The 22,773-nt window shown below is 69.4% G+C and carries 19 protein-coding genes; 8 read left to right on the plus strand and 11 right to left on the minus strand.

Going from position 1 to position 22,773, the window contains the following annotated elements:
- Nucleotides 1-3: 3 nt before the first annotated feature.
- Together HYV14_10600 and HYV14_10605 are read right to left on the minus strand one after the other, a co-directional pair.
- On the minus strand, nt 4-486 hold the full coding sequence (locus tag HYV14_10600; GenBank protein ID MBI2386449.1) for a cupin domain-containing protein: 483 nt from the start codon (nt 484-486) through the stop codon (nt 4-6).
- A complete protein-coding gene (locus HYV14_10605) occupies nt 480-1,631 on the minus strand; it encodes an acyl-CoA dehydrogenase family protein (protein MBI2386450.1) in 1,152 nt (383 codons plus the stop codon). Before HYV14_10605 ends, HYV14_10600 begins: the two co-directional genes overlap by 7 nt.
- 52 nt (nt 1,632-1,683) lie before the next feature.
- Between HYV14_10605 and HYV14_10610 the strand changes: the two genes are divergently transcribed.
- Genes HYV14_10610 through rmuC form a run of 4 tightly spaced genes read left to right on the plus strand, consistent with a single transcriptional unit; the run spans nt 1,684 to nt 6,018 of the window.
- A complete protein-coding gene (locus HYV14_10610) occupies nt 1,684-3,555 on the plus strand; it encodes a hypothetical protein (protein ID MBI2386451.1) in 1,872 nt (623 codons plus the stop codon).
- A gap of 48 nt (nt 3,556-3,603) precedes the next feature.
- Nucleotides 3,604-4,317: a hypothetical protein gene (locus HYV14_10615; GenBank protein ID MBI2386452.1), complete on the plus strand. Its 714-nt coding sequence runs from the start codon at nt 3,604-3,606 to the stop codon at nt 4,315-4,317.
- 49 nt (nt 4,318-4,366) lie between these two features.
- Complete coding sequence (locus HYV14_10620) at nt 4,367-4,909, plus strand: SRPBCC domain-containing protein (GenBank protein MBI2386453.1); 543 nt, start codon at nt 4,367-4,369, stop codon at nt 4,907-4,909.
- Nucleotides 4,906-6,018, plus strand: coding sequence for a DNA recombination protein RmuC (gene rmuC, locus HYV14_10625; protein ID MBI2386454.1), 1,113 nt, complete (start codon nt 4,906-4,908; stop codon nt 6,016-6,018). The genes HYV14_10620 and rmuC overlap by 4 nt, the downstream gene beginning before the upstream one ends.
- A gap of 52 nt (nt 6,019-6,070) precedes the next feature.
- Here the strand turns inward: rmuC and HYV14_10630 are convergent, their stop codons facing one another.
- The 8 genes from HYV14_10630 to HYV14_10665 all read right to left on the minus strand — a co-directional run bounded on the left by HYV14_10630 (nt 6,071) and on the right by HYV14_10665 (nt 16,449).
- Nucleotides 6,071-7,276 carry a hypothetical protein gene (locus tag HYV14_10630; protein MBI2386455.1) on the minus strand — a complete coding sequence of 402 codons (1,206 nt, stop codon included), beginning with the start codon at nt 7,274-7,276 and terminating at the stop codon, nt 6,071-6,073.
- Nucleotides 7,273-8,208 (minus strand): PorV/PorQ family protein, encoded by a 936-nt coding sequence (locus HYV14_10635; protein MBI2386456.1) that lies wholly within the window; start codon nt 8,206-8,208, stop codon nt 7,273-7,275. Before HYV14_10635 ends, HYV14_10630 begins: the two co-directional genes overlap by 4 nt.
- Nucleotides 8,205-12,728, minus strand: a complete 4,524-nt coding sequence (locus HYV14_10640) for a PQQ-binding-like beta-propeller repeat protein (protein MBI2386457.1) — start codon at nt 12,726-12,728, stop codon at nt 8,205-8,207. Before HYV14_10640 ends, HYV14_10635 begins: the two co-directional genes overlap by 4 nt.
- A complete protein-coding gene (locus HYV14_10645; GenBank protein MBI2386458.1) occupies nt 12,725-14,401 on the minus strand; it encodes a FecR domain-containing protein in 1,677 nt (558 codons plus the stop codon). Before HYV14_10645 ends, HYV14_10640 begins: the two co-directional genes overlap by 4 nt.
- Before the next feature lie 66 nt (nt 14,402-14,467).
- Nucleotides 14,468-14,647: a hypothetical protein gene (locus tag HYV14_10650; protein MBI2386459.1), complete on the minus strand. Its 180-nt coding sequence runs from the start codon at nt 14,645-14,647 to the stop codon at nt 14,468-14,470.
- 88 nt (nt 14,648-14,735) lie between these two features.
- The gene (locus HYV14_10655) at nt 14,736-14,936 is read right to left on the minus strand and encodes a cold shock domain-containing protein (GenBank protein ID MBI2386460.1); all 201 of its coding nucleotides are present in this window, start codon (nt 14,934-14,936) and stop codon (nt 14,736-14,738) included.
- A 252-nt stretch (nt 14,937-15,188) separates the two neighbouring features.
- Nucleotides 15,189-15,683 carry an acyl-CoA thioesterase gene (locus HYV14_10660; GenBank protein ID MBI2386461.1) on the minus strand — a complete coding sequence of 165 codons (495 nt, stop codon included), beginning with the start codon at nt 15,681-15,683 and terminating at the stop codon, nt 15,189-15,191.
- Nucleotides 15,673-16,449: a hypothetical protein gene (locus HYV14_10665; protein ID MBI2386462.1), complete on the minus strand. Its 777-nt coding sequence runs from the start codon at nt 16,447-16,449 to the stop codon at nt 15,673-15,675. The genes HYV14_10660 and HYV14_10665 overlap by 11 nt, the downstream gene beginning before the upstream one ends.
- 222 nt (nt 16,450-16,671) lie before the next feature.
- Here HYV14_10665 and HYV14_10670 point away from each other — a divergent pair, with 222 nt between their 5' ends.
- The 4 genes from HYV14_10670 to HYV14_10685 are packed head-to-tail and all read left to right on the plus strand — an operon-like array spanning nt 16,672 to nt 21,572.
- Entirely contained in the window at nt 16,672-17,496 is an 825-nt protein-coding gene (locus tag HYV14_10670; protein ID MBI2386463.1) for a class I SAM-dependent methyltransferase, read from the plus strand.
- 2 nt (nt 17,497-17,498) lie between these two features.
- Nucleotides 17,499-18,845 (plus strand): insulinase family protein, encoded by a 1,347-nt coding sequence (locus HYV14_10675; GenBank protein ID MBI2386464.1) that lies wholly within the window; start codon nt 17,499-17,501, stop codon nt 18,843-18,845.
- Nucleotides 18,842-20,245 (plus strand): insulinase family protein, encoded by a 1,404-nt coding sequence (locus HYV14_10680; GenBank protein MBI2386465.1) that lies wholly within the window; start codon nt 18,842-18,844, stop codon nt 20,243-20,245. The genes HYV14_10675 and HYV14_10680 overlap by 4 nt, the downstream gene beginning before the upstream one ends.
- Nucleotides 20,226-21,572: a hypothetical protein gene (locus HYV14_10685; protein ID MBI2386466.1), complete on the plus strand. Its 1,347-nt coding sequence runs from the start codon at nt 20,226-20,228 to the stop codon at nt 21,570-21,572. Before HYV14_10680 ends, HYV14_10685 begins: the two co-directional genes overlap by 20 nt.
- A gap of 79 nt (nt 21,573-21,651) precedes the next feature.
- On the opposite strand, the gene HYV14_10690 is transcribed toward HYV14_10685, so the two are convergent.
- The gene (locus HYV14_10690; GenBank protein MBI2386467.1) at nt 21,652-22,734 is read right to left on the minus strand and encodes a S8 family serine peptidase; all 1,083 of its coding nucleotides are present in this window, start codon (nt 22,732-22,734) and stop codon (nt 21,652-21,654) included.
- Nucleotides 22,735-22,773 lie beyond the last annotated feature (39 nt).

Raw genomic sequence — 22,773 nt, forward strand, 5'->3', positions numbered from 1 at the left:
CGGCTAATCAGTGAGCTTGACGATGACGTCTTTCGCGTCCGGGAAGCGCGCGAGCAAGGTGGAGCGAGATCCCAGGTCGAAGTCGTCGAAGTCGAAGCCGGGGGCGACGGTGCAGCCGACGAAGGAGAAGCCGGAGCCGGGCTCGGGCGCGGCGCCGAACCAGTGGCGGGCGGGCACGACGTGCTGGAGGCGCTGGCCGTTCTTGAAGTCCGGGCCGAGGACGACCTCGGTGACGGCGCCTTCCGGGGCGATCTGGGTCAGGCGCAGCGGGCCGCCGAGGTGGAAGTGCCACAGCTCGTCGGACTTGATGCGGTGGAGGCGGGACTTTTGCCCTTCGGGCAGGAGGAACAATATCCCCGTCGAGATCGGCCGCGAGGCGCCGCCGCGCGTGGTCATCCTTTCCGCGCTGCGGTAGGTCTCTTTGTAATAGCCGCCCTCGGGATGGGGCTCGAGGCCGAAGGCCGCGATGAGCTCCTTGTTCAACAGCCGATCGCGCGCGAGATCACGAGGCGCTGGATCTCCGACGTGCCCTCGCCGATCTGAAGGAGGCGCTGGTCGCGGTAGAAGCGCTCGACGTCGAATTCCTTCATCAGGCCGTAGCCGCCGTGGATCTGGACGGCCTCGTTGGCCACCCACTGGGCGACCTCGGAGCAGTACAGCTTCGCCATCGCGCTTTCCTTGCCGAAGGGCTTCTTTTGATCGCGAAGCCAGCACGCTTTATACAGGAAGACGCGCGCGTGCTCGATCTTCATCGCCATGTCGGCGAGCTTGAAGGCGATGGCCTGGAAGCGCGAGAGCGGCTTGCCGAACTGGACGCGCTTCTGGGCGTAGGACAGCGCGGCCTCGTAGGCGCCCTGCGCGCAGCCGAGGCCCATCGCGGCGATGGACAGGCGGCCGGAATCCAAGGTCTTGAGCATCTGGCGCGAGCCGGTGCCGCGCTTGCCGAGTATGGCCGAATCGGGAACGACGACCTTGTCGAAATACAGCTCGGCGGTGTCGCTGGCGCGCCACATCAGCTTCTTGTGCATGCGCCTCGAGGTGAAGCCGGGCGTGCCCTTGGGCACGATGAAGCAGGTGAACTCCGGATCGCCGGCCGCGTTGCGGTCGCTGACGGCCTGCACGATCACGCCGCCGGTCAGCTCGTTGGAGCCGTTGGTGATGAAGATCTTCGAGCCGTCGATCGTCCACGTGCCGTCGGCGTTCTTCGTCGCCTTCGTGCGCGAGCCGCGCGAGTCGCTGCCGGCGTCGGGCTCCGTGAGACCGAACGCGAACAACAGCTCGCCCGCCGCAAGGCGGGGGAGCCACTCCTTCTTCTGCGCGTCGGTGCCGAAGTAGAGGATGGGGGCCACGCCGAGGGAAACGCCCGCCGCGACCGTGGCGGCCTGGGAGCCGTCCACGCGGGCGAGCTCCTCGACGGCGATGCAGTAGGAGGTGTAGTCGAGGCCCGAGCCGCCGAACTCCTCGGGGACGATGAGCCCGAACACGCCGAGAGCGCCCATCTGCCGCGTCAGGTCGGCGGAAAACTCCTCTTTTTCGTCGAGGTCGTGGGCGAGGGGCTTGATCTTGGCCTCCGCGAACTTGCGGACCGTGTCGCGGATGTCCTTCTGGGCGTCGCTGAGCTCGAAATCCATTTGTTTTTCTCCGTGAAACGCATTGTAGCCGATTTTGTAGGATAGCCGCTGAATGAAGCAAGGCGCGCACCCGCACGATAAGCCTCATCACCCCCACTGGCCCCTCGAGACCTTGCTCTTCGCGTTCGTGTTCGCGCTCGGCTGGCGCTCGGTGCACGCCCCCGAGACCTGGATCCATCTGAAGACCGGCGCGAAGATCCTCGCCGAGCACGCCCTTCCCCGGACGGATCCCTTCGGCTACGGCGCCTCGGGCGGCGCGTGGTCGACGGACTCCTGGCTGTTCGACGTCGTCGCGGCCCGGCTCGACGCGCTCGGCGGCGTGAAGGCCGTCGTGTTCCTGAAGAGCGTCGCGGCGGCCGCCGCCTTCGCGCTCCTGCTCCCGGTCAACCACGGCAGCCCGCTCGCGGCGGCGGCCTTGCTGGCGCTCGGCGCGTGCGCGGGCTGGGCCGGCCTCGTCGAGACGCCGGCGGTCTTCGATCTTTTGTATTTCGCGCTCTTCGTCCGCCTGCTGCGGCCCCGTCACCGCTTCCGATGGTGGCAGGGGGCGGCGGCCGCGGCGCTGACGGCGCTGTGGGCCAACACGCACGGCGCGTCGGCCCTGCTGGGGCTGTGGCTCGTCGGGCTCAAGGTGTTCAAGGCGTCCCTGCGCACCGCCGCGCGCGAGCGCCTCGGCTATTGGGCGACGCTCGCGGCCTGCGTGCTGACCCTCGCCTGGAACCCGCTCGGCTGGGCCGTGCTCGGGCGCACCTTCGCGGACGCGACCGCGGTCGCCGGCGGCTGGCCGGCGGACTGGCTCTCCCTTTACACGTTGTTCGCGGTCGCGGGGCTGGCCTCGTCCTGGTACACGCTTCAGCAGGAGTTCGTGACGACCGTGGCGGCGACGACCGTCATCGCCCTCTCCTTCGTCCTGCCGGGCCTGCGCCCGCTGGCTGTCCTGGCGGCCTGCCCGGTCATCGCCCTCGCGCTCGGGCATTGGCTCAAGCCCCGCTCCGACACGTGGCCGCGCGTGCTGCGCTGGGCGGCGTTCGCGGGCTTGCTGCTCGCGGGCTACCATCATCTCGTGGCGGAGCCGCTCTCCCGCGTGCGCGGCTACGGCGCGCCGGCGCTGTCGGGCGCGGCGCACTACATGCAGTCCAACGGCGTGCACGGACGCATGTTCAACGAGCCGGACACGGGCGCCGAGCTGATCGGCCTGTCCGACCGCCCCGTCTTCGTGGACGCCCGTCCCGGCGTATACCCGGCTTCGTTCAAGCGCGAGGCCGCGGCCTGGCCGCGGATGTTCCGCCAGCTCGACATGGTGTACCGCTTCGACTACGCGGTGATGCACAACCACCGAGCGGGGGCGCCGGCGCGGGTCATCGACGAGGACCCCAACTGGGTCCTCGGCTACGCCGACGACCGGGCCCTGGTCTATCTGAAGAAGGTCGGCGAGAACGCCCTTCTCGCGCCGCGGGAGCCGCGCCTGATCGCTCCCAACCGGATGTGGCCTGACGGCCTCGATCCTTTGCTCGCCGACAAGCGCAAGGCGGGCAAGGCGCTGGAGGAGCTCGACCGCTGGCTCGTCCAGGCCCCGGACTCCGTGCAGGCCCTGATCTGGAAGGCCTACGCCCTCGGCCGCCTCGGCCTGACCGACAAGGCCGACCGCCACCTGGAGCTCGCGCGCGAACGCCCGCGCCTGCGCCGCGATCCGGAGCTGAAGGCCGCCTACGCCTTCGCGCTCGAGGCTCGCGGCCGCGCGCCGGAGGCCCGGGACGCGTATCGGTCCGCCGTCGAGTCGGCCCGCGCTCTGGGCGCGCCGGCCGTGGAGGCCGAGATCCTGCCGCGTCTGGCCGCCGTGCAGCGCAAGCTGGGCAACGAGGGAGCCGCGCGCGAGGCCGAGGCCCGGGCCAAGGCCCTGCCCGCGCCCGTCGAGCCCGAGGAATGACCTGGACAACATGCCGCGGTCCTGTTATACTCGGAACTCTATAAGAGGATGAAAAGCACCTTTCTGCGCCGTCTGTCCGCGGTCCTCCTTTTGACCCTCGCCGCCGCCTGCAGCCCGCCCAAATACGCGAGCTACGAGTCGATCAACAAGGACTTCGCCGCGTCCGTCCCGTGGGGCTGGCAGGTGATGACCGACCAGCAGGACTCCGATTTCTCCCAGACGGCCTTCATCGGCCCTTTCGACCCCGATTTCTATCTCGGCGCGCCGAGCCTCAGCGTGCGCTGGTATCGCCGCTACCGCCCGCACCGCCTGACCGACGGCCGCCTGGAGCTGTATTCCGGGGCCGACGACTTCATCCGTCAGACCCTGGCCCAGGTCTACGGCCCCGAGTACATCCTGCTCCGGCTCGACGGCAAGGTATCCTACGACGAGGAGACGAAGGCCGAGGTGATCCCGGAGGTCACGCTCAAGCAGTCCGGCCTCAAGGCGAAGGGCTTCATCGTCGAGTCCGCGACGCCGGCCCCGGCGGCCAACAAGTGGGGCATCAGCGCCCGGGCGGGCACCGGCGAATCGTTCGTCCTGCGCAAGCATGCCTATGTCGTCGTCCCCATCGAGGACGGTTTTTACGTGCTGACCTATCCCGCGACGGAGCGGGGCTTCCCGAGCTATCTGGATAAATTCGCCGGGCTGATGGGCTCCTTCATGCCGCGCACCGCCGGCCCCGGAGGCGCGAAGATCCGGGTCCCCGGTCCCAAAGCCTGACGCCCTTCGACCCCTGGCCCGTTCGCGGGCCCTGTGCTACACTGAAACGATGCCGTCCGCCGAGACCCCTCGCCTTTCCACCCGCGACATCCGCCTCGTCGCGACGATCCGCGCCAAGCCGGAGCTCGTCTACCGCAGCCTGACCTCGGCCCGCGAGCTGACGCGCTGGTGGGTGCTCGGCGCCGAGACCGACGCGCGCAACGCGGGCCGCCTGCGCATGATCTGGCCGGTCCGCCGCGCCAAGGACGGGGTCCGCTGCCCCGGGTTCGGCGAGCGGGAGGGCGTTTTCGTGGACCTCGAGCCCGCGCGCAAGGTCGCCTGGCTGTGGAAGCCGGCCCGCGGCGAGAAGGGCGCGCCCGCCCTCGCCTCGATCTTCATCCTGCCCGCCCGCGGCGGCAAGAGCGAGGTGACCTTGCTCCATGCCGGCTTCCCGTCGGACCCCGGCGCCGGCGAGCTCCGCGAGCGCTACGCGCGCGCCTGGGAGGACGGCCTCGCCAAGCTCAAGCTCTATCTCGAGACGGGGCGCACCTGCAAGCTCGAGTGCCTCGACCTCGAGGCCGTGAATATCCTCACGACGAGGTCCCGGCGATGAACGTATTGACGATCTTGCTGGCGGTGATCTCCGGCGCGGCCGTCGCGGTCGTCATCTGTTATCTCATCTTCTTCTCCTCGCGCAAGAACGAGGACGCCGGCCGCGTCCAGATGCGCGAGGATTTCCGCGCCCTGCTGGAGCTGGCCGAGCAGAAGTTCGAGACCGAGCGGGTCAAGCAGAAGAGCGAGCTCGACGAGAAGAAGGCGTCGGTCGAGAACACCGTGGACAAGCTGTCCGAGCGCCTGAAGAACTACGAGGAGCTCGTCCGCAAGTTCGAGGCCGACCGGGCGACCAAGTACGGCTCCCTCGAGAAGGGCCTCAAGGACGCGACCGAGCAGACCGCCAAGCTCGCCTCCTCGACCGAGGGCCTGCGCGCGCTGATGGACAACTCCCGCGCCCGCGGCCAGTGGGGCGAGCGGATGGCCGACGACATCCTGCGCGCGTCCGGGTTGGCCGACGGCGTTCAATACCGCAAGAACCGCGCCCTCGACACCGCCGCCACCCGCCCCGACTTCACCTTCCTTCTCCCGGAGGGCAAGAAGCTCAACATGGACGTGAAGTTCCCGCTCGACAACTGGCTGAAGATGCTCCACGCCGAGGGAGACGAGGAGCGCAGCAAGCTCAAGAGGGATTTCGAGCGGGACGTCAAGAACCGGATCAAGGAGCTGCAGGGGCGCGGCTACATCAGCGTCGAGGAGGGGACCCTCGACTACGTCCTGCTCTTCATCCCCAACGAGCAGGTCTACGGCTTCATCCAGGAGAATTATCCGGGGCTCGTGGACGAGGCGCTGGGACAAAAAGTGGTCCTGTGCTCGCCGTTCACGCTCTACGCCGTCCTCGGCGTCATCCGCCAGTCCTTCGACAACTTCCACTTCGCGCAGGCCACCCAGGAAGTCCTCAAGCTGATCTCGAGCTTCTCGGCCACCTACGAGACGTTCAAGGCGCGCTTCGTCAAGCTGGGAGAGCAGGTCGGCAAGGTGGGCGAGCTCTACCACGACATCGAGCAGACGTCCTTCAAGCGCCTCGACGCCTCCGTCGCGAAGATCGACCGCGTGCGCAAGGGCGAGGAAAAGCCCGAGGCGCCCGCCCTTCCTCCCGACCTCGGCTAGGTCCGGCCGCGAGCGGCCGGACACAACTGCTTTAGAGGAAGGCCTTTAGCAGTTAGTAGTTGTAGGCGAACCCGACCATGTGGGACTGGAGCGTGTAGCTCGTCTTGAAGAACTTCTCGTACTTCTGGTTCGAGCGCGCGGTCGCGATCGTCGAGTTGACGAGCAGCTTGAAGCCGCGGCCGACGGGCACGGCCAGGTCGAAGAGGAAGTTGTCCTGGTTGAGGACCATCGTGTCGCCGAGGTAGGTCCCGCCGGGGTCCTGCGCGAGGCGCGAGAGGTACTCCCGGCGCGTGTTGAGGTAGGCGAGCGCCAGCTCGACCTTACGGGCCCCGAGCGTGAAGGTCGCGCGCGGCTGCAGCGACATCTCCTCGTAGGAGTAGTAGTCGCCGGTGTAGCGCGCCGTCTGGGCGTCGTAATGGTTCTGCGTGCTGTCCAGGCGCGTCCAGGAGCCCTGCATGTCGACGTAGACGCCGCTCTCCTCCCCCAGGCGCCAGCCGCGGCCGAGCCCGACGGCCACGGTCTTGAGCTGGTCGGCGCGGCGCTCCGCGGAGAGGGAGCCCGTCGGCTGGACGAGGTTCTGCTCGGGATAGCGGCGATCGGTCCAATTGACGGACAGGCGCGTCTTCACGCCGGGTATCGCGAACGGGAAGGCCGCCGTCCCGGTCCAGGACAGGTTGTTGGTGTCGAGCGTGCGGCCCGAGGCCTGCTCGCGTCCCAGGCCCTGGCCTTTGACGGTGGACTCGAGCGAGCGGTAGTTCGGGAACTCGATGCGGTACCAGTCGACCGACGCGCCAACGGTGACGGCCTCGGCGACGGCGTACTCGGCCTCGAGGCCGAGCGAGGGCTTGCGGTAGTCGAACAGGCCCTTGCCCCATTTCTCGTCGGCGGTCTCGCGCAGGAACTCCCAGCGATAGCCCGCCAGGGGCTTGAGCTTGAGGTTGCCGCGGCGCCAGACGCCTTTGACGCGCAGCGAATGGCTCATCGAGTCCTGGAACAGCTGGCCGCCGCTGCCGAGGTCGGCGATGGATTTGGTGCCCTGGTAGGCGAAGGCGTAGGTCGGGATCAGGCCCCAGGCCTCGGAGAACTTCAAGGCCGGCGTGGCCTGCAGGCTGGCGTTCCCGTTCCACGAGGTGGACTTGCCGTCCTGCAAGGTCTGCCCCAGCAGGAAGGTGCCGCCGAGGACGGGGATGAGCTCGACGGCGCGCGCCGGTCCCGCCGCGAGCAGCGCGGCCGCCAATAGGAGGTGGGGGCGTGTCATCTCTCGCGGGGTCCTTTTTCGCCGCTCGGCGTGCCGAAGCGGTAGGTGATCGCGAAGAGATGCGAGCCCGCGATGTCCCCGCCGGGGCCGAAGGCGTAATCGGCCTCGACGGGCCCGAAGCGGCCGCCCACGCCGGCCTTGAGGCCGGAGAAGCGTCCCGCGTCGGGAGTCTTGGTGTTGATGCCTGCGCGGAAAGCCACGGAATTGTTCTCGCCCGAGAGGCGGGCGCGGTACTCGCCGCCGAGGGCGACGTAGAAAGGGGAGTAGGCGGGGGCGACGAGGTCGGCCGCGACGTTCCAGCCCGGGCTCGGACGCCAGGCGCCGCCGAAGGCCGCGCGGGCGGGCAGGGGGTCCGACTGCGTCTCGTACTTGAGCCCGCCGCCGAGGTTGTGGCCGGAGACGCCGACCGCCCAGTCGTCGTCGAGGTCGTACTGGCCGCCGACGTCGAAGGCGGTCGTCTTCGCCGTGGTCACGATCTTCGACTCGACGCGCTTGACCGTCGCGGCCAGGCGGATCTTGTCGCCGGCGGTCGTGCCGTAGCTCAGGGCGTAGACCGTGTCGCCGGGGCCGAAGCCGCCGGTGACCGCGCCGGCGTCGTCGCGGCCCTCGAGGGTCCCGTAGCCGAGGTGGCGGTACGCCAGGCCGAAGCGGTGCTTGCCGAACGCCCCGCCGTAGGCCAGATGGTCGGCGCCGATGCCGTTGCCGAGGATCGAGTGGGTGAAGTACGCCTCGTGGGCCGAGATGGCGGAGAGCGCGGCTGGGTTCGTCGTCAGCGCGCCCGCGCCCGAGGCGCAGGCCTGGCCGGCGTCGCCCATGCCCGCGGCGCGGGCGTCGGGCTGGGTATTGAGGAACTCGGCCGTCGAATTGCGTCCCGCCGCCCGGGCCGGGAGGGCCGGGAGGACGAGCAGGACGGCGAGGGCGAGGAGCCTCATCTTTGCACCGCGAACTTGATCGTGCGCCTTCCGCCCGTGCCCTCGATGACGGCGAGGTAGACTCCGCTGGCGAGCGCGCGGCCGTCCCGGTCGGTCCCGTTCCAGCTCAGGACCTGGCCCGCGGCGTCGGCGTCGAGCTCCTTGAGCAGGCGGCCCGTCGCCGTGAAGATCTTGACGTGCGCCCCCGCGGGCAGGTTCGAGAGCTTGATCTTCGTGTGGCCGAGCGCGGGGCGGAACGGGTTGGGGAACACGAAGCCGTCGGCGACCGAGGCGCCGGGCGTCTGGGCGACGATCTGGAACAGCGAGAAATGGTCGGTCGTGCCGGTGACCTGGCGCGTCTCATTGTCGGCGCTGCTGTCGAGGACGACCCAGCCGGTCGTCGCGTCGTAGCGGGCGAGCCTCAGGTGGTCGGGGTTGACGCCCGCGACCTGGGCGGGCGTGTAGCCGATCTTGATCGTCACCGGCGCCGAGGGCTGCAGGCCGCCGGCGGTCACCGAGATCGTGACGCCGAGCGCGGTCAGGCCGGGGCGCGCGGGCAGGGCCGGCACGGCGGAGGCGCCGGGCACCGTCACCGAGATCGTGGCCGGGGCCGAGAAGCCGCCGGTCGGGACGACGACCTCGGCGGTGGTGCCGCCGGCGAGCGCGGTCGTGACCGTGGCCGAGGAGCCGGTGGTGAGGTTCGTGAACGACGGCGCGCCAAGGGCGTAGATGCCGTCGGGGTTGGAGACCTCGGCCGTGACGACGCCGGTCACCGAGTTCACCGCCGTCACGCCGTCGATGACCTGCTCGAAGACGCTCGTGGCCTGGTTGAGCTTGAAGACGCGCATCACCGACAGCGGCACGAGGATGGACTGCGCCCCGTAGGCCCCGACGCTGATGCTGCCGGAGGTGACGACGTAGGGCATGCTGACCGTGACGAGCCTGCTGCCCGCGCCGGCCGCCGTCGTCGGGCTCGCGTCGCGCACGGCCGAGAGCTTGAGGACCGTCGTCGAGACGAAGGTGTTGGCCGTGGCCGCGAAGGCGGCGGTCGTCAGCGCCAGGTCCGCGGCGGCGAGCTCGGACTTGCCCTGGATGCCCAGGCGCACGCTGAAGCCGTAGGTGTTGGCCGGGATGTCGGCGCGCAGCAGGGGGTTGCTGAAGTTGACGACGGCGCCGCCCGCCGAGGTCACGAGCACGGTCGAGTACACGGTCGTGTCGCGGGCCAAGGCGCCGATCGAGGCGCGCAGCAGGTTGGCCTGGGCGCTGAGGCTGTTGGTCGAGGAGAAGAAGGCCTGGGTCTGGCCGAAGGCGTCGGTGACGGCCTGCGTCGAGGTCACCGCCGAGACGACCGAGCCGTTGACCAAGGACAGCGACACGACGCCCGAGCCGGTCGCCACCGAGAAGGTCGCCGTCGAGTTGGACACGGGGTTCGAGTAGCCGTCGTAGATCGTCGCCGTCAGCACGCTCGGCACGCCGGCGATCGTGGACTGCGGGTTGGCGAGCAGCGCGATCTGGGCGGGCGTGCCCGCGCCGACGACGGCCGCGTACGTCGAGACGCCGACCACGCCCGCGCCGGTGTCGGCCGCGCGGATGACGATGCTCTCCGCCTTCGTGTAGGTCTGGTTGGCGATCGTGACGACGCCGTTGGCGGGCATGTTGATGTTCGTCACGCCCAGCACGCCCGCGCCGGCGAGCGATTGGTTGGCCGCGTTGAGCGCCGACAGCGAGAGGGTGCCGGCGTAGCCGACGACCGGCGTGCTCGACGAGTCCACGGCGCGCACGGTCATGGAGAACGGCACGCCCGCCTGCGTCCCGGTGGGGATCGTGACGATGAAGTGGCTCGGGCCGCGCACGACGAGCGTTCCGGAGAGGCCGGTCTTGATGCTGCCGCTGCCCCGGGTCGCCTTGATCTGGATGTCCTCGATCTTGTTGTAGGTCTGCGAGCTGATGACGACCTGGCCGCCGGAGCCGGCGAAGCTCATGACGCTCGTGCCGAGCGTGCCGGTGCCCTGGACCGCGGTCTGGTCGAACAGCGGCGTCAAAGTGACGCCCGATTCGGTGTAGCCCGGCAGCTGATGGCCGTACGCGTTGACCGCCGTGACCGTGCTGCGGAACGAGACGCCGACCGAGGTGACCGTCGGCACCGAGACCTGGTACGAGTCGAGGAAGTTCGACTCGACGAGGACCGCGGGGGTCGAGACGGCCACGTTCGGCGTGAAAACGGGCGCCGACGCGAGGAAGCTCGCGAAGTTGTCGAACGTGTGGGATCCGCAGTTGCGGCCGTCGGCGTGGAACTGGGCGCGGCCGAGGGAGTCGGTGTACCCGATGAGCTGGGTCCCGCCGCAGGTCACGGTCGGGCCGGCCAGGATCCCGTTGAAGCCGTAGAGGAAGTAGGCGGCGCCGACCATGTCCTTGAGCAGGACGATCGTCGCCGGTACGGTGCTGCCGAGAGGGTCGAAGACGGTCACCGTCATCGTCGTGCGCCGCACGTCGCTTTGCAGCGCCTGCGAGGAGTAGGAGACCGTGAACGTCGAGGCGCGGGCGTCGGCGAGGACGACCGGCAGATTCGGGAGTCCGAGCGCGTAGGCGGTCACCGTCGGCGCGACGTACGGAAGCGCGAGCGCGGGAGCGCATAGGAGGGTCCCCGACTCGCTGTAGCGCAGGCGGTAGGCGACGCTCACCTGCCCCGTGCTGTCGGTCAGATAGTAGTTCGAGGCCGGGGTCAAGGAGGATTCCGGGGCGACCGCGTTGCAGGTTCCGGTGAAATTCGTCCGGTCCAGGCCGACCGGGAAATTCGAGACCCGGCCGCCGGTCGAATTGGAAACGGTGAAGGTCAAGGTCGTCACCTGAACGATGCGGCCGGTCCCGTCGTCCTCGATCGAGGGCGTCGAGAGCGTCACCGTGAAAGTCGAGGCGCGGGTCTCGCGCGTCACGATCGATGCGGTCGCGCCCACGCCGATCAAAGTCGCGGTGAGCGTGGAGGAGAACGTGCTCCAGTTCGCGTGGCTCAGCGAGTTGAGGTTCGCCTCCACGGACAGACCCAGCAAGCCGGTTTCGCTGGAACTGTACTGTCCGTTGACGAGGTTTCCGACGACGCTGTAAGTCGTGGCGGAGGCGTTGTAGGCCAGTCCCGTCGTGGCGGTCTGCGAGATCGCCAGCGAGGCCATTCCCCGGAGAGCGCTCGCGCCGTCGCGGGTCTCGAAGACCACGGTCGAGGTCCACACGCTCCCGTTTTGCGCGACGATGGAGGACGAGGACATGCCGACCACTTGGCGCGCGCCCGAGTCGGCGACGGCGTAGGCGTTGCGTCCGGAGGTCTGCGTGTGGGTGAAATAGAGCGCGCCGGTGCTGCTGACGGCGATGCCGCCGGACCCCCACTGCGCGTAGCCGTCGTTCCCGGCGTAGTTCATCGTCCAGTTGACGGCGCCGGTGGCGGGGTCGAGCGACACGAGCTTGCCGTCGTCGAGGAAATAGAGCGACGTGCCGTTGACCAAGGTCGGCGCGCCGCCGTACTGCAGGCTGGCGGTCGGGAAGTAGGTCCAGGAGGCGGCGCCGGTGGTCCGGTCGAAGGCTTGGAGGTTGGAAAATCCGTTCGAGGCGATCACGCGGCTCGGAGCGATGATCGGGCTGAATATGGTCGTGTTGCTGTCGGACCCCGCGCCAGCGGTGCGCCAGATCGTGGTGTTCGTCAGGAGGTCCATCTTCATCAGATATTCGCCGCCGGAGGCCGCGTTCTCCGAGGTGAAGTAGGCGAAGCCCTGATCGTCCACCGATAGCGCCAGCGAGTCCGCCCAGCCGCCGGGGTAGTGGCTGCTGATGAAAACGCCGGTGGCGCTGGCGAGCGAGATCGTGCCCGTATAATTCCCGCGATAAATGACCTGCGCCCCGTCCGTGGAGATCGCGGGAGCTCCCGAGTAGCTGCTCGCTCCGACCTTCGTGCGCCAGGCCACGCCGCCCGTGCTGGCGTCGATCTTGTAGATGTAGGAAGGATAGGTGCCCAGGCCACGCTCGTCGTCCTGGTCGCCGAGGTAGATGAAGCCGTCGGCCCCGATCGCAGGCGAGCCTCCGGGGAAGTTGAAGGTCGTGAAGGGGCCGCGCGGATCGACCGTCCACTGGACGGCGCCGGTGTTGGTGGAAACGGCCACTACGACGTTTTGGCTGGAATAGATCACGAGGCCGTTGTCGGTGACCGCGGGCTGGGAGATCTTGGCGCCTGTCGCCCCCGTCTGCCAGAGCGTGGCGCCGTCGGAGGGATTGAGAGCCAGGAGGCGGTCGAACGAAGGGACGAGGAGGGTCCCGTCGGGGCCGATGCTGGGTCCGTAGCGCGGCCGCACCGTGCCGACGCCGCCCGAGAAGTCGCCGCTGCCGAGGACTTGCCGGCTCCAATAGACGCGGGGGTTGCCGATGCTCCCGCCGGCGGTCGTCGAGCTCGTGTGCTGGGCGTTCCCTAGCCGCATCGGCCAGGGCGTCTGGGCCGGGCCGGCGGACGCGGGACTCGCGAGAGCCAGGCCCGCCGCCAGCGCCAGGAGGAGCCTCCTCACTGGAGGACCCCCGCCTTGATCAGGATCTTGGGCTCGACGACGATGTCGATGCTGCGGCCGCCGAACTCGGAGGCGATGATGCGCTGCTGGAAGTTGTGCTGGACGAGCTTCTCTTTGTAGCGCGCCCCGCTCGTCACGCCGCTGAAGTCGGCCTTCGTCGCCACGCGGCCCTCGTCCGAGACGACGTAGAAGTCGTACATCTCCATCGTGCCGTCGAAGGCGTAGGTGATGGTGACGCGGTCGTGGAAGACGCCGGCGCCCTCGGGCTGGGTGATCGCGGAGGGCCGGGCGGCGTTCTCGCAGGCCGTGGAGGTGCAGTTGACGGGCGCGGCGACCGCGCAGCCGGCCAGGGCGCAGTCCGCGCCGCCGCCGAGTATGCGCGTGTGGATGCCGCCCACGGCGTAGTCGTAGGAGGTGATGTTGGCCCCGGCCGCGGGCTCCCAGCCGTACTTCTCGGTCCCGTTGATCTTGTAGGAGTAATTGTCGAAGAGGGTCGTCCAGAAGGCGGTCCCGGCCGTCTCGGTGGTGAAGGTGTTGGTCTGGCCGTCGTAGGCGACTTTGTCGGCCGTCAGGGGGGAGTTGACGAGGTGGCCGCCGGTGCCGATCTCGACGACGGAGTCCCGGGTGTTGGAGCGGCCGGTCTCGAACTCGGTGATGAAGTAGTCGGGGGCGGCGCCGGACTTGCCGGTCAGGTAGCGCGTCGCCGCGGTCAGGTCGGCGGGCAGGGTCTGGTTGAAGCGGGCCTGATAGTAGAAGTAGTCGAAACGGTCGGCGCGCTCGGAGAGGGCGACGAGCTTGAACTGGTCGGCGGCGGGGCGCACGACGTACTCCTCGAGGCGCACGCGCTTGCCGAACGCGTCGATGAGGGTCTTGCCCTCCTGGTACTCGGCGCGGCGGGACTCGACGGCGGCGGCGGCCTGGATCGCTTCCTTGGACTGGCCGAGGGCGACCTCGCGCTCGACGTCCTTCTTGAAATCGTCGTCCACCGTCCGCGGGGCGGTGGTCTTCTCCAGCCGCTTCAGCGGCTTGCGCTCCGCGACGATGACCTTGGGGGCGGCGGCGGGGGCGGCGGGCTTGGCCGCGGCGGCCGCGGCGGCGGCGGCGCGCTCGGCCGCCCGCTCGAGCGGCTGGTCGGGCATGACCCGGATGGAGCGCATCGTGCGCCCGTCGCCGAGCTCGATCTCCTCGCCGAGCAAGGTCTTGACCCCGACGACACCCTCGCTGACGTCGATCAAGGTGGCCCGGGAGGCGGCGACGTCGACCGAGAACGCCGTGCCGCGCACCGAGCAGACGGCGGTCGGCGTGCGGACCTGGAAGCGGCGGTTGAGGGTCTTGGTGACCCAGGCCTTGAGCGTGCCGACCTCGAGCTTGAACAGGGCCATGGTCCCGACCGCGGCGGAGGACTCGGCCGTGAACTCGGAGGACGCCCCCAGGAGTATCTTCGAGCCGTCCGGGGTCAGGAGGGAGGCCGTGGAGCCGCCGCCGGTGCGGATCTTATCGCCCTTTTCGACGCGCCAGGGCACCTCGGTGACCCGATTCCAGCTCTGGACCCGGGGCAGGTAGACCTCGACGTTGCCCTGCCTCTCGACGATGTCGATCTGCGCCCGCGCCGCTTGGCCAAAAAAAAGCGCCGCGAGGGCGAGGAGAGGGGCTTTGAGGAGGGGAGGCGGCATTACCCGTGAAGTATAGAGGGGCCTCCCGGGGGTGTCAATGTCATAAAGGTTACGAGACCGGAGTCTCTAAACGGGGTTTTGAGGCCGGCGCCGGGTGACCGGGCGCTTCGGCTGCGGGTTCATGGCGGCCTTGCGGCCCTGGCGGCAGCGGAGCAAGGCCTGCGGCATCGGACCGATCGGAAAGAATCCGTTGGAGCGGTTCGGGGCCGGCTGGCGGCCCAAAAGGTCGTCCAGGAAGCGTTTCATGCCCATTCGGGTCGCAACGCACCCGCCAAAGAGAGCCCCCCGGCCGCTGAAGCGGTCGGGGGGCTTTTTACCCGGAGCTAGCTCTGAGTTAGAGCTTGACGACGCCGGCAGCCTTCGGGCCCTTCTCGGTCTGAAGGAGATCGTACTGGACGGCCTGGTTCTCGCTCAAGGAGCGGAAGCCGTCGGACTGGATCGCGCTGTGATGCACGAACACGTCCGCGCTGCCGTCGTCGGGAGTGATGAACCCGAAGCCCTTCTGGTCGTTGAACCACTTCACTTTGCCTTGCATGCTTGTACACCTCGTATTGCGACTTGTACGGGCCCCTCGGCAGGGCCTTCTCGTCGACGAATCGACGGGAACTGACAAAATTATACCACGAGGCATTCGTCCGTCAAGTACCATTTGTTACTGATTCGGGGGGTTATTTTGGCACCCTCCATAGGGCCTAGAAAAGACCTATAAGCGGGGTCATAATGAGCCTAAACGACGCTTAATGGACGCGAAACGCGAGGGGCGGGCGCGGAAAGGCCGAAAAGAAGCTTACTTCGAGCCCGAGCGGGCTTTGCGGCGGGCTTCGGCGGCGATCCAGCGCTCCTTCTCGTCCGGCGTCTCCACGAGGAGGGGAGGGATGGGGGCGGGGCGGCCCTGGTCGTCCACGGCGACCATGGTGACGAGGCAGGAGTTGGTGTGGACCCGGCTGCCGCCGGGCATGTCCTCGGCGTAGACCTCGACGCCGATCTCCATCGAGGTGCGGCCGGTGTGGTTGACCTGGGCCTTGGCGATCAGGAAGGTGCCCACGTGGATCGGGACCAGGAACTCGACGCGCTCCATGGCCACGGTCACGCAGGGCTTGCCCGAGTGGCGCATGGCGCAGACGGAGGCGGCCTTGTCCACCATCTGCAGGACCTTGCCGCCGAAGACGGTGCCGTGCATGTTGGCGTCCGGGGGGAACATCAGGTCGGCGACGTCGGAGATGGAATCTCGGGAAGGGCGCGGGGCCAGGCGGCGGTCCGCCTTGGGGGGCTTAGCGGCCATATAAAGCAGGCCTGCGGTCGTCGAATAAGTCGCAGGCGGGGTGGACCTTCTTGTTCTTGGCGGTCCAGGCGTCGATCGTGACGACCGCGGCGGCGGGCTGCTCGGGGCCGAGGCGGACCAGCAAGGTCCCGTTGGGGGAGACCATCTGGGACTGGCCGATGTAGCGCAGGCCGCGCTCGATGCCGACCCGGTTGGCCGTCGCGGAGAAGACCCGGTTCTCGAGGGAGCGGATCTTCATGCCCTCGGGCGCCCAAGGGAGGACCAGGTTCGAGGGGTGGGCGATGATCTCCGCCCCCTTGAGGGCCAAGGTCCGGGCGGCCTCGGGGAAGAACCAGTCGAAGCAGACCATCACGCCGACCGACACGTCTTTGACCTTCTCGGTCCAGAAGCCGGTGTCGCCGGGGGTGAAGAACTTCTTCTCGCCGCCGAACAGATGGGTCTTGCGGTAGACGCGGCTCTTGCCGCCCTGCGCCAGGACGGCCGAGTTGTACAGCTTGGAGCCCGCTTTTTCGGGGAAGCCCGCGACGATCGCGCAGTCGCGGCTCGCGGCGTAGGCGCGCAGGAGGCCGATCAGGGGGCCGTTCGCGCCTTCGGCGCACTTGGCCGCCTCTTTCTTGGTCTTGAAGTTGTAGCCGGAGGCGAAGAACTCGGGAAGGACCCAGAGATCGGCTTCCTGGCGGTCCATCAGCTCGAAGCACGCCTTGATGTTCTGGGGCGCTTTGAGGAACTTGGGGGAATTTTGGACGACGCCGAGCCTGAATTCCATGGCGGGCATCGTATCAAAAATTGAAGAAGCCCGCCTCCCTGGGAAGTGAGGCGGGCTTCTGCGCCGTCTTCCGGGATCCCTCTTTCGAGGGTAGGAGGAGGAAAGCGCTTGGTGATAGGAGGTTAGCCGGCCCGGCGGCCGCGCGGGAGGGTCCGGGGGCTCAGGCTCGTCTGGGTCTAAAGTCCTATATCCGCGGGAGGGCTTCCTTTATAGAATCCGCGGGTGAGGAAAAAAGAGGCGCTGTCCTGGTGGCGGATGCACCTCGAGGACGACCCCCGCCGCCCGCACTCCCAGGTCAAGCAGCAGATCGACGGCGTCGAGCGCTTCATGCGCCTGGAGCCCCGCTCGCGCGTGCTCGACCTCGGCTGCGGCTCGGGCCGGCGCACGATCGAGCTCGCCCGCCGCGGCCACCGCGTCCTCGGCGTGGACCCCGACGAGCGCGCGCTGTCCGTCGCGCGCGCCGCGGCCAAGGGCGAGAAGCTCAACGTCCACTTCATGAAGGCCGACACCCGCGCGATCCCCTACCGCAGCGAGATCGACGCCGTGGTCAGCCTCGACGGCGCCTTCGGCCAGCTGCCCAACGACCGGGACGACCTGCGCTGCCTCGAGGCCGCGCGCAAGGCGCTGAAGCCCAAGGGCCTTCTCCTGCTCGACACGCTCAACAAGGAGTGGCTGATGCGCCACTTCGAGCCGAATTTCTGGGAGCAGGGCGAGGAGCGCAAGAGCTCCGTCGTGCTCGACCAGATCGGCTTCGACTTCGAGCGCGGGCGCCTGGACAACCGCCGCGTCATCGTCGACGCCGACGGCAAGCGCACGCCGTCGTTCGTCAGCGTGCGGGTCTACACGCTGACCGAGATCAAGAGCCAGCTCGAGCGCGCCGGGCTGACCTATCTCCAGAGCTGGGGGGGCTTCGACGGCTCGGCCTACGGCATGGACAGCCCGCGCGTCGTCGTGCTCGCCGAGCGTCCGCGCGAGGAGCGTCCGGCGAAGCGGCTCGAGGCCGAGGTCGAGCTGCCGAAGGCGATCCGCATCAAAGGACGGAGATGACGATGAGAGCGCTGCTGCTGGCGGCCTTGATGGGCGCCGTCCCGGCCGGCGCCGCCGAATCGGCTCCCCGGATCGACTTCTCGAGCTTCACCTTGGCCAACGGCCTGCGCGTCGTCCTGTCCCGGGACGCCGCCGTTCCGGTCGCCGCGATGACGATGATCGTCGACGTCGGCGGGCGCCATGAGGCGCCGGGCCTCTCCGGCTTCGCCCATCTCTTCGAGCACCTGATGTTCGAGGGCTCCAAGCACGTGCCGAGGGGGGACTTCGACAAGCTGCTCGAGACCTACGGCGGCGACAACAACGCGTCCACGCACGAGGACTTCACCTTCTACTACGAGCAGGCGCCTTCCAACGCCCTGCCGGTCGCCGTGTGGCTCGACGCCGACCGCGTCGGCGCGCTCAACGTGGCGCCGGAGTCCGTGAAGAACCAGATCGAGGTCGTCAAGGAGGAGAAGCGCATGCGCGTCGACAACGAGCCCTACGGCTCGCTGCTCTACGTGGACATGGCCTCGCACACCTTCTCCAACTGGCAGAACTCCCACCCGACGATCGGCTCGTTCGCGGACCTCGACGCCGCTTCCCTGAAGGACGTCCGCGCCTTCTTCGAGGCCTACTACTCGCCCGACAACATCATCGTGGCGATCGTCGGCGACATCGATCCGGCCGAGACGCGCCGGCTCGTCGAGGCGTATTTCGGGCCGATCCCGGCCAAGCCCCGGCCGAAGGCCGCCGACACGACGGAGCCCGCCCCGGCCGGCGAGCGGACGGTCAAGCTCGTCGACGAGCACGCCAAGCTCCCGGCGCTCGGCTTCACCTGGAAGGGCGGGCCCGAGCGCGGCACGGACGACTACTACGCGCTGCTCCTGCTCGGCAAGGCCCTGTTCTCGGGGAAAAGCTCGCGGCTGTACCAGAGGCTCGTCAAGGAGTCGCAGACCGCGGTCTCGCTCGACGGGGGGCTCGGCTTCCCGATCTCGGACGCGGACGAGTACAAGGCGCCCGGAGCCTTCGGCGGCTTCGTCGTGCACAAGCGCGAGAAGGCCTCGTCCGAGCTCAAGGCGCTCGTCGAGGCGGAGGTCGCCAAGCTCGCTAAGGACGGCCTGGCCGCCGCCGAGCTCGAGCGGGTGAAGACGAAGTTCCGGTCCGACTGGCTGCGGGGCCAGGAGACGAGCCTCGGCCGCGCGCAGCGTCTCCTTTACGCGGCGCTGCTCGACGGCGATCCCGAGGCCGCCAACCGCGAGCTGTCGCGCTTCATGGCGGTCACGCCGGAGCAGATCCGCCGCGCCGCCGCGGCGCGGCTGTCGCCCGCGGCCGCGACCTGGTTCGAGCTCGCCGCCGGGGGGGGCGAATGATCGCGTCCCTCGTCCTGCTCTCGGCCGCCCTCGCCGCCGCCGCCCCCGTCGACATGTCGAAGCCTCCCGAGGTCGCGCCGATGCGCGCGGTGAAGCTGCCGCCGCGCCAGGAGTGGAGGCTCAGGAACGGGATGACGGTGGTGCTCGTCGCCGACAAGCGCGTGCCGCTCGTCACCGCGCGCCTCGCGTTCCCCGGCGGCGAGGCCGCGATCCCCGCGGAGGACGCCGGCCTGGGGGAGGCGCTGGCCGAGCTCCTGACGGACGGGACGGCGAAGAAGTCGTCGAAGGAGATCGCCGAGGCGGCCGAGCTGTTCGGCGGCTCCCTCTCCGCCGGCGCCGAGCCCGACGCGGTCGTGCTCCGCGCCTCCGCGCTCGCGGACAAGGCCGACGCGATGGCGTCCCTGCTGGCCGAGGTCGTGCGCTCGCCCTCGTTCCCCGAGGCCGAGGTCGCCCTGCGCAAGGCGAACATGAAGGAGGAGCTCGCCGCCGCGCGCGCCGAGAGCGACTTCCTGGCGGGCGTCGCGTTCTACAAGAAGACGTTCGCGGGGCATCCCTACTCCGTGACCGCGCCGACGGACGCCTCGATCGAGCGGATCGACCGCGCGCGCGTGGCCGCGGCCTACAAGCGGCTGTTCACGCCGAGCGGGGCGCTGCTCGTCCTCGTCGGCGACCTCTCCCGGCGCGACGCCGAGGCGCTGGCCCTCCGGCATTTCGGGACCTGGCACGGCGGCCCCGCCCCCGCCGACGCCCCGCCCGTGCCGCGGGGGAAGGCCGAGCGGGTCGTCTACCTGCTCGACCGTCCGAAGTCGAGCCAGGTGTCCTTCCTCCTCGGCAACCCGGCCGTCCGCGAGGACAATCCCGCGTACTTCGACCTGCTGCTCGCCAACCAGGTGCTCGGCGGCTCCTTCTCCTCGCGGCTCATGCGCGACATCCGGGAGACCAAGGGCTACACCTACGGGATCAGCAGCCGCCTCGAGCACCGCCTGACCGGCTCGCTGTTCAAGATCCGCACGCCCGTGCGCACCGAGGTGGCGGAGCCGGCGCTCGCGGCGATCATCGGCCATCTCGAGCGGATCCGCAAGGACGAGCCGTCCGCCGAGGAGCTCAATCAGGCCAAGGCCTATCTCGCCGGGAGCTTCGCGCGCTCGCTCGAGACCCAGAACGGGGTCGCCGAGGCGGTGCTCAAGCTGCGGATGCGCCGCCTGCCCGACGGCTGGTACGACTCCTACGTCGAGCGCGTGCAGGCCGTCACCGGCGCCGGCGCCCGGCGCGCGGCGGAGGTGTTCATCCGCCCCGACGAGCTGACCGTCGTCGCCGTCGGCGACGCCTCGAAGGCGGCCGCGGTCCTGGCGAAATTCACGAAGAAGCCGGTCGTCACCGTTGACCAAGACGGGAACTGAGGCCCGGCGGGCCGTCGCGCCCGCTCTCGGCGCGGGGGCCGCGCTGACGGCCATGCTCTTCGCCTCGCGCCTGCCCGTCACGCTCGACTTCATCCTCCCGCGCCGCGCGGGCTGGGCGCTGTTCTCCGTCGCGCACGAGGCGCTGTCCCGCCCGGCCCCGCGCCGAGCCTTCACCGCGGCCGTCACGCTGCTGCTGCTCGCCGCCCTGGCGCGGTTCGCCTGGCTGATCGTCGCGGCGGCGCGAGGCCGCAAGTGGAGCCCGGCGCTGTTCCTGGCGCGAGGATTCCTGCTGGCGCTGGCCGTCCTCCTGCTGCGCTGGTCGTTCTCGGTCTGGTTCGAGGTCTCGCAGAAGGTCTGGTTCCCGTTCGGCTCTCTGAACCCTCTCGAGCCCTTCGCCAACCTCCTCTTCTGCTCGTTGGCGGCGTACGCGGCCATGTCCAACGCGCTCGCGTGCCTCGCGCCGCGGCCGGCGCCGGTCCGGCCGCTTCTCTCGTGGGCGGCGGCCAACGCCCTCGCCGCGATCGCCGCGGTGGTCCTGTACGGCGCCTGGAGGCCCTCGCCGTCGTCCGCCGTCGAGAGCCGCCGCCTGTTCGTCGTCCTGACCGAGGAGGAGGGAAGGCCCGGCCAGACGGCCTACGACCTCCCGCTCGCGCCGCCGCCGCGGCTCCCGCCGTCCGGAGCCGGGCGGCTGGAGTCGCTGCGCGCGCTCTACGAGCGTCAGGCCAAGCTCATGGATCCCGCCGGCCTGAGGAGCGCGCTGATGCTCGGCGTGAAGCACGGCGACGACCTCGCGCGGGCGCTCCTCCTCGAGCACCTCGTCGCGGCCCCGCCCTCGCCCGAGGCCCTGGGCGCCCTGGGCGCGCTGGCCGACGAGACGGCGCACCGGATCGGGGCCGTGGGCGCGTCGCGCATCGCTTTGGCCTACGCGCATCTCGGCGACGCCGCCCAGGCGGCGGTCTGGGCCAAGCGCGGCGAGGCCGCCCCGCGCGGCATACCGGCCGGCCTGCTCGGCCTGACGGGCGGCGGCGCGCTCAAGCCCGGGCGGATTTCGGGCAGGCTTGCGGGTCCGCGTCCGCTGAAGGTCGCGCTGTACCGGAAGTCCGATCCCGGAGCGCCCTACCTGCTCGACGCCGCCGGGCTCGTCGCGTCGGCGGAGCCCGACGCCGAGGGCCGATTCTCCTTCAGCGGTTTGACGGCGGGCCGCTACTATCTCGCCTTCGCCTTCGCGCCTCAGGCGAAGGAGATCCGCGTAGCGGGACATCGCGGGGATGTCGTCCTCGACCCGCGGAAAGCATCGCGCGAACTTCCCGTCCTGACGGCCGAATAAGACCCGGACTCCTCAAGGATAGTCGAAAGCCCTCCGGCGCGGGGCGCCGGAGGGCTTTCTTTTCGCTTCGCGGGAGAGCTTAGTCCTTCGTCGCGTCTCTGAGGATCTTGCCGGCGAGCTCGAAGGCCGCCCACACGTTGATGAAGCCGTCGCCGACCTCGTCGGGACCGGCCACCTTCTCCGCGGTCCGGGTCATCGCGTAGCGCGCCAGGTCCATGGCGAGCTGCGTGCGCTGCTTCGCGTCGCCCGCCGGCAGGCCGTCCTTGAGCAGGACGAGGATGCCGCGCGTCAGCAGCAGGAACGCGCCGAACACGCCGGGGTTGCTCATCGACGTCCCGGACATCGCGGCGCCGGGGCCGCCGAGCTCGGGCACCGTCGCGCCCGAGGGCACGGCGGCGATCAGGTTGACGCCCACGCCCGACGCGTCCGGCTTCTGCGGGTAGTTCTTGTATTCCGGTTTCGTGGAGGTGATGCGGCTGCCGGGGCCGCGCGAGGAGAACGACGCCGTCTTCTTGTCCGCGTCGGAGGCCGCGATGGCCTTGATGCGCTTGACCTTGCCGATGACCTTGCCGTTGATGACGAGGTCGGTCTCATAGACCGCGATGGCCGGGCCGCCGACGGTGTTCTTGCGGCTGCCGGCGTTGCCCGCGGAGACGGAGTGGTGGATCCCGCTCTCCGCGCCCTTGATGAAGAGCTTCTCGATGGCGCCGTCCGGGTTCCCGGAGCCATCGCCCCACGAGTGGGTCGTGCCGATCGCGCCGTCCTCCTGCGCCATGTTCATCTTGAAGAGGATGTCGCTCTCGGACGCCGAGCCGCCCGGGAAGATGTTGTAGTTGCGGCCCGCGTAGTTCCAGCGGTCCACGCCGATCACCGTGCTGGCCGTGTGCGTGCCGTGGGTCTCGCTGTCGGGGTTGTTGTCGACGTTCTTGGTGAAGCGCCCCTTGAGGTAGGGGTGCGTCGCCGCCACCCAGGTGTCGAGCACGGCCCAGGGCAGGACGGGGTTCTCCACCGTCGCGCCGAAGAGCTTGCCCACCCAGGCCTTGGCCCGGGCGAAGAGGGAGGGCTTCGCGTCCGGGTCGCCGAGGACCTTGGCGAGCTCGGCCTGGAGCTTGTCGGCTCCGATGATCTTGGACATCTCCTTAAGACCCACGCTGCGGGCCATGGGCTCCGCCGCCTGCGGCTTGGGCACCTCGAAGATGCG

The sequence above is a fragment of the Elusimicrobiota bacterium genome (assembly GCA_016182905.1).
GTDB lineage: Bacteria > Elusimicrobiota > Elusimicrobia > UBA1565 > UBA9628 > GWA2-66-18.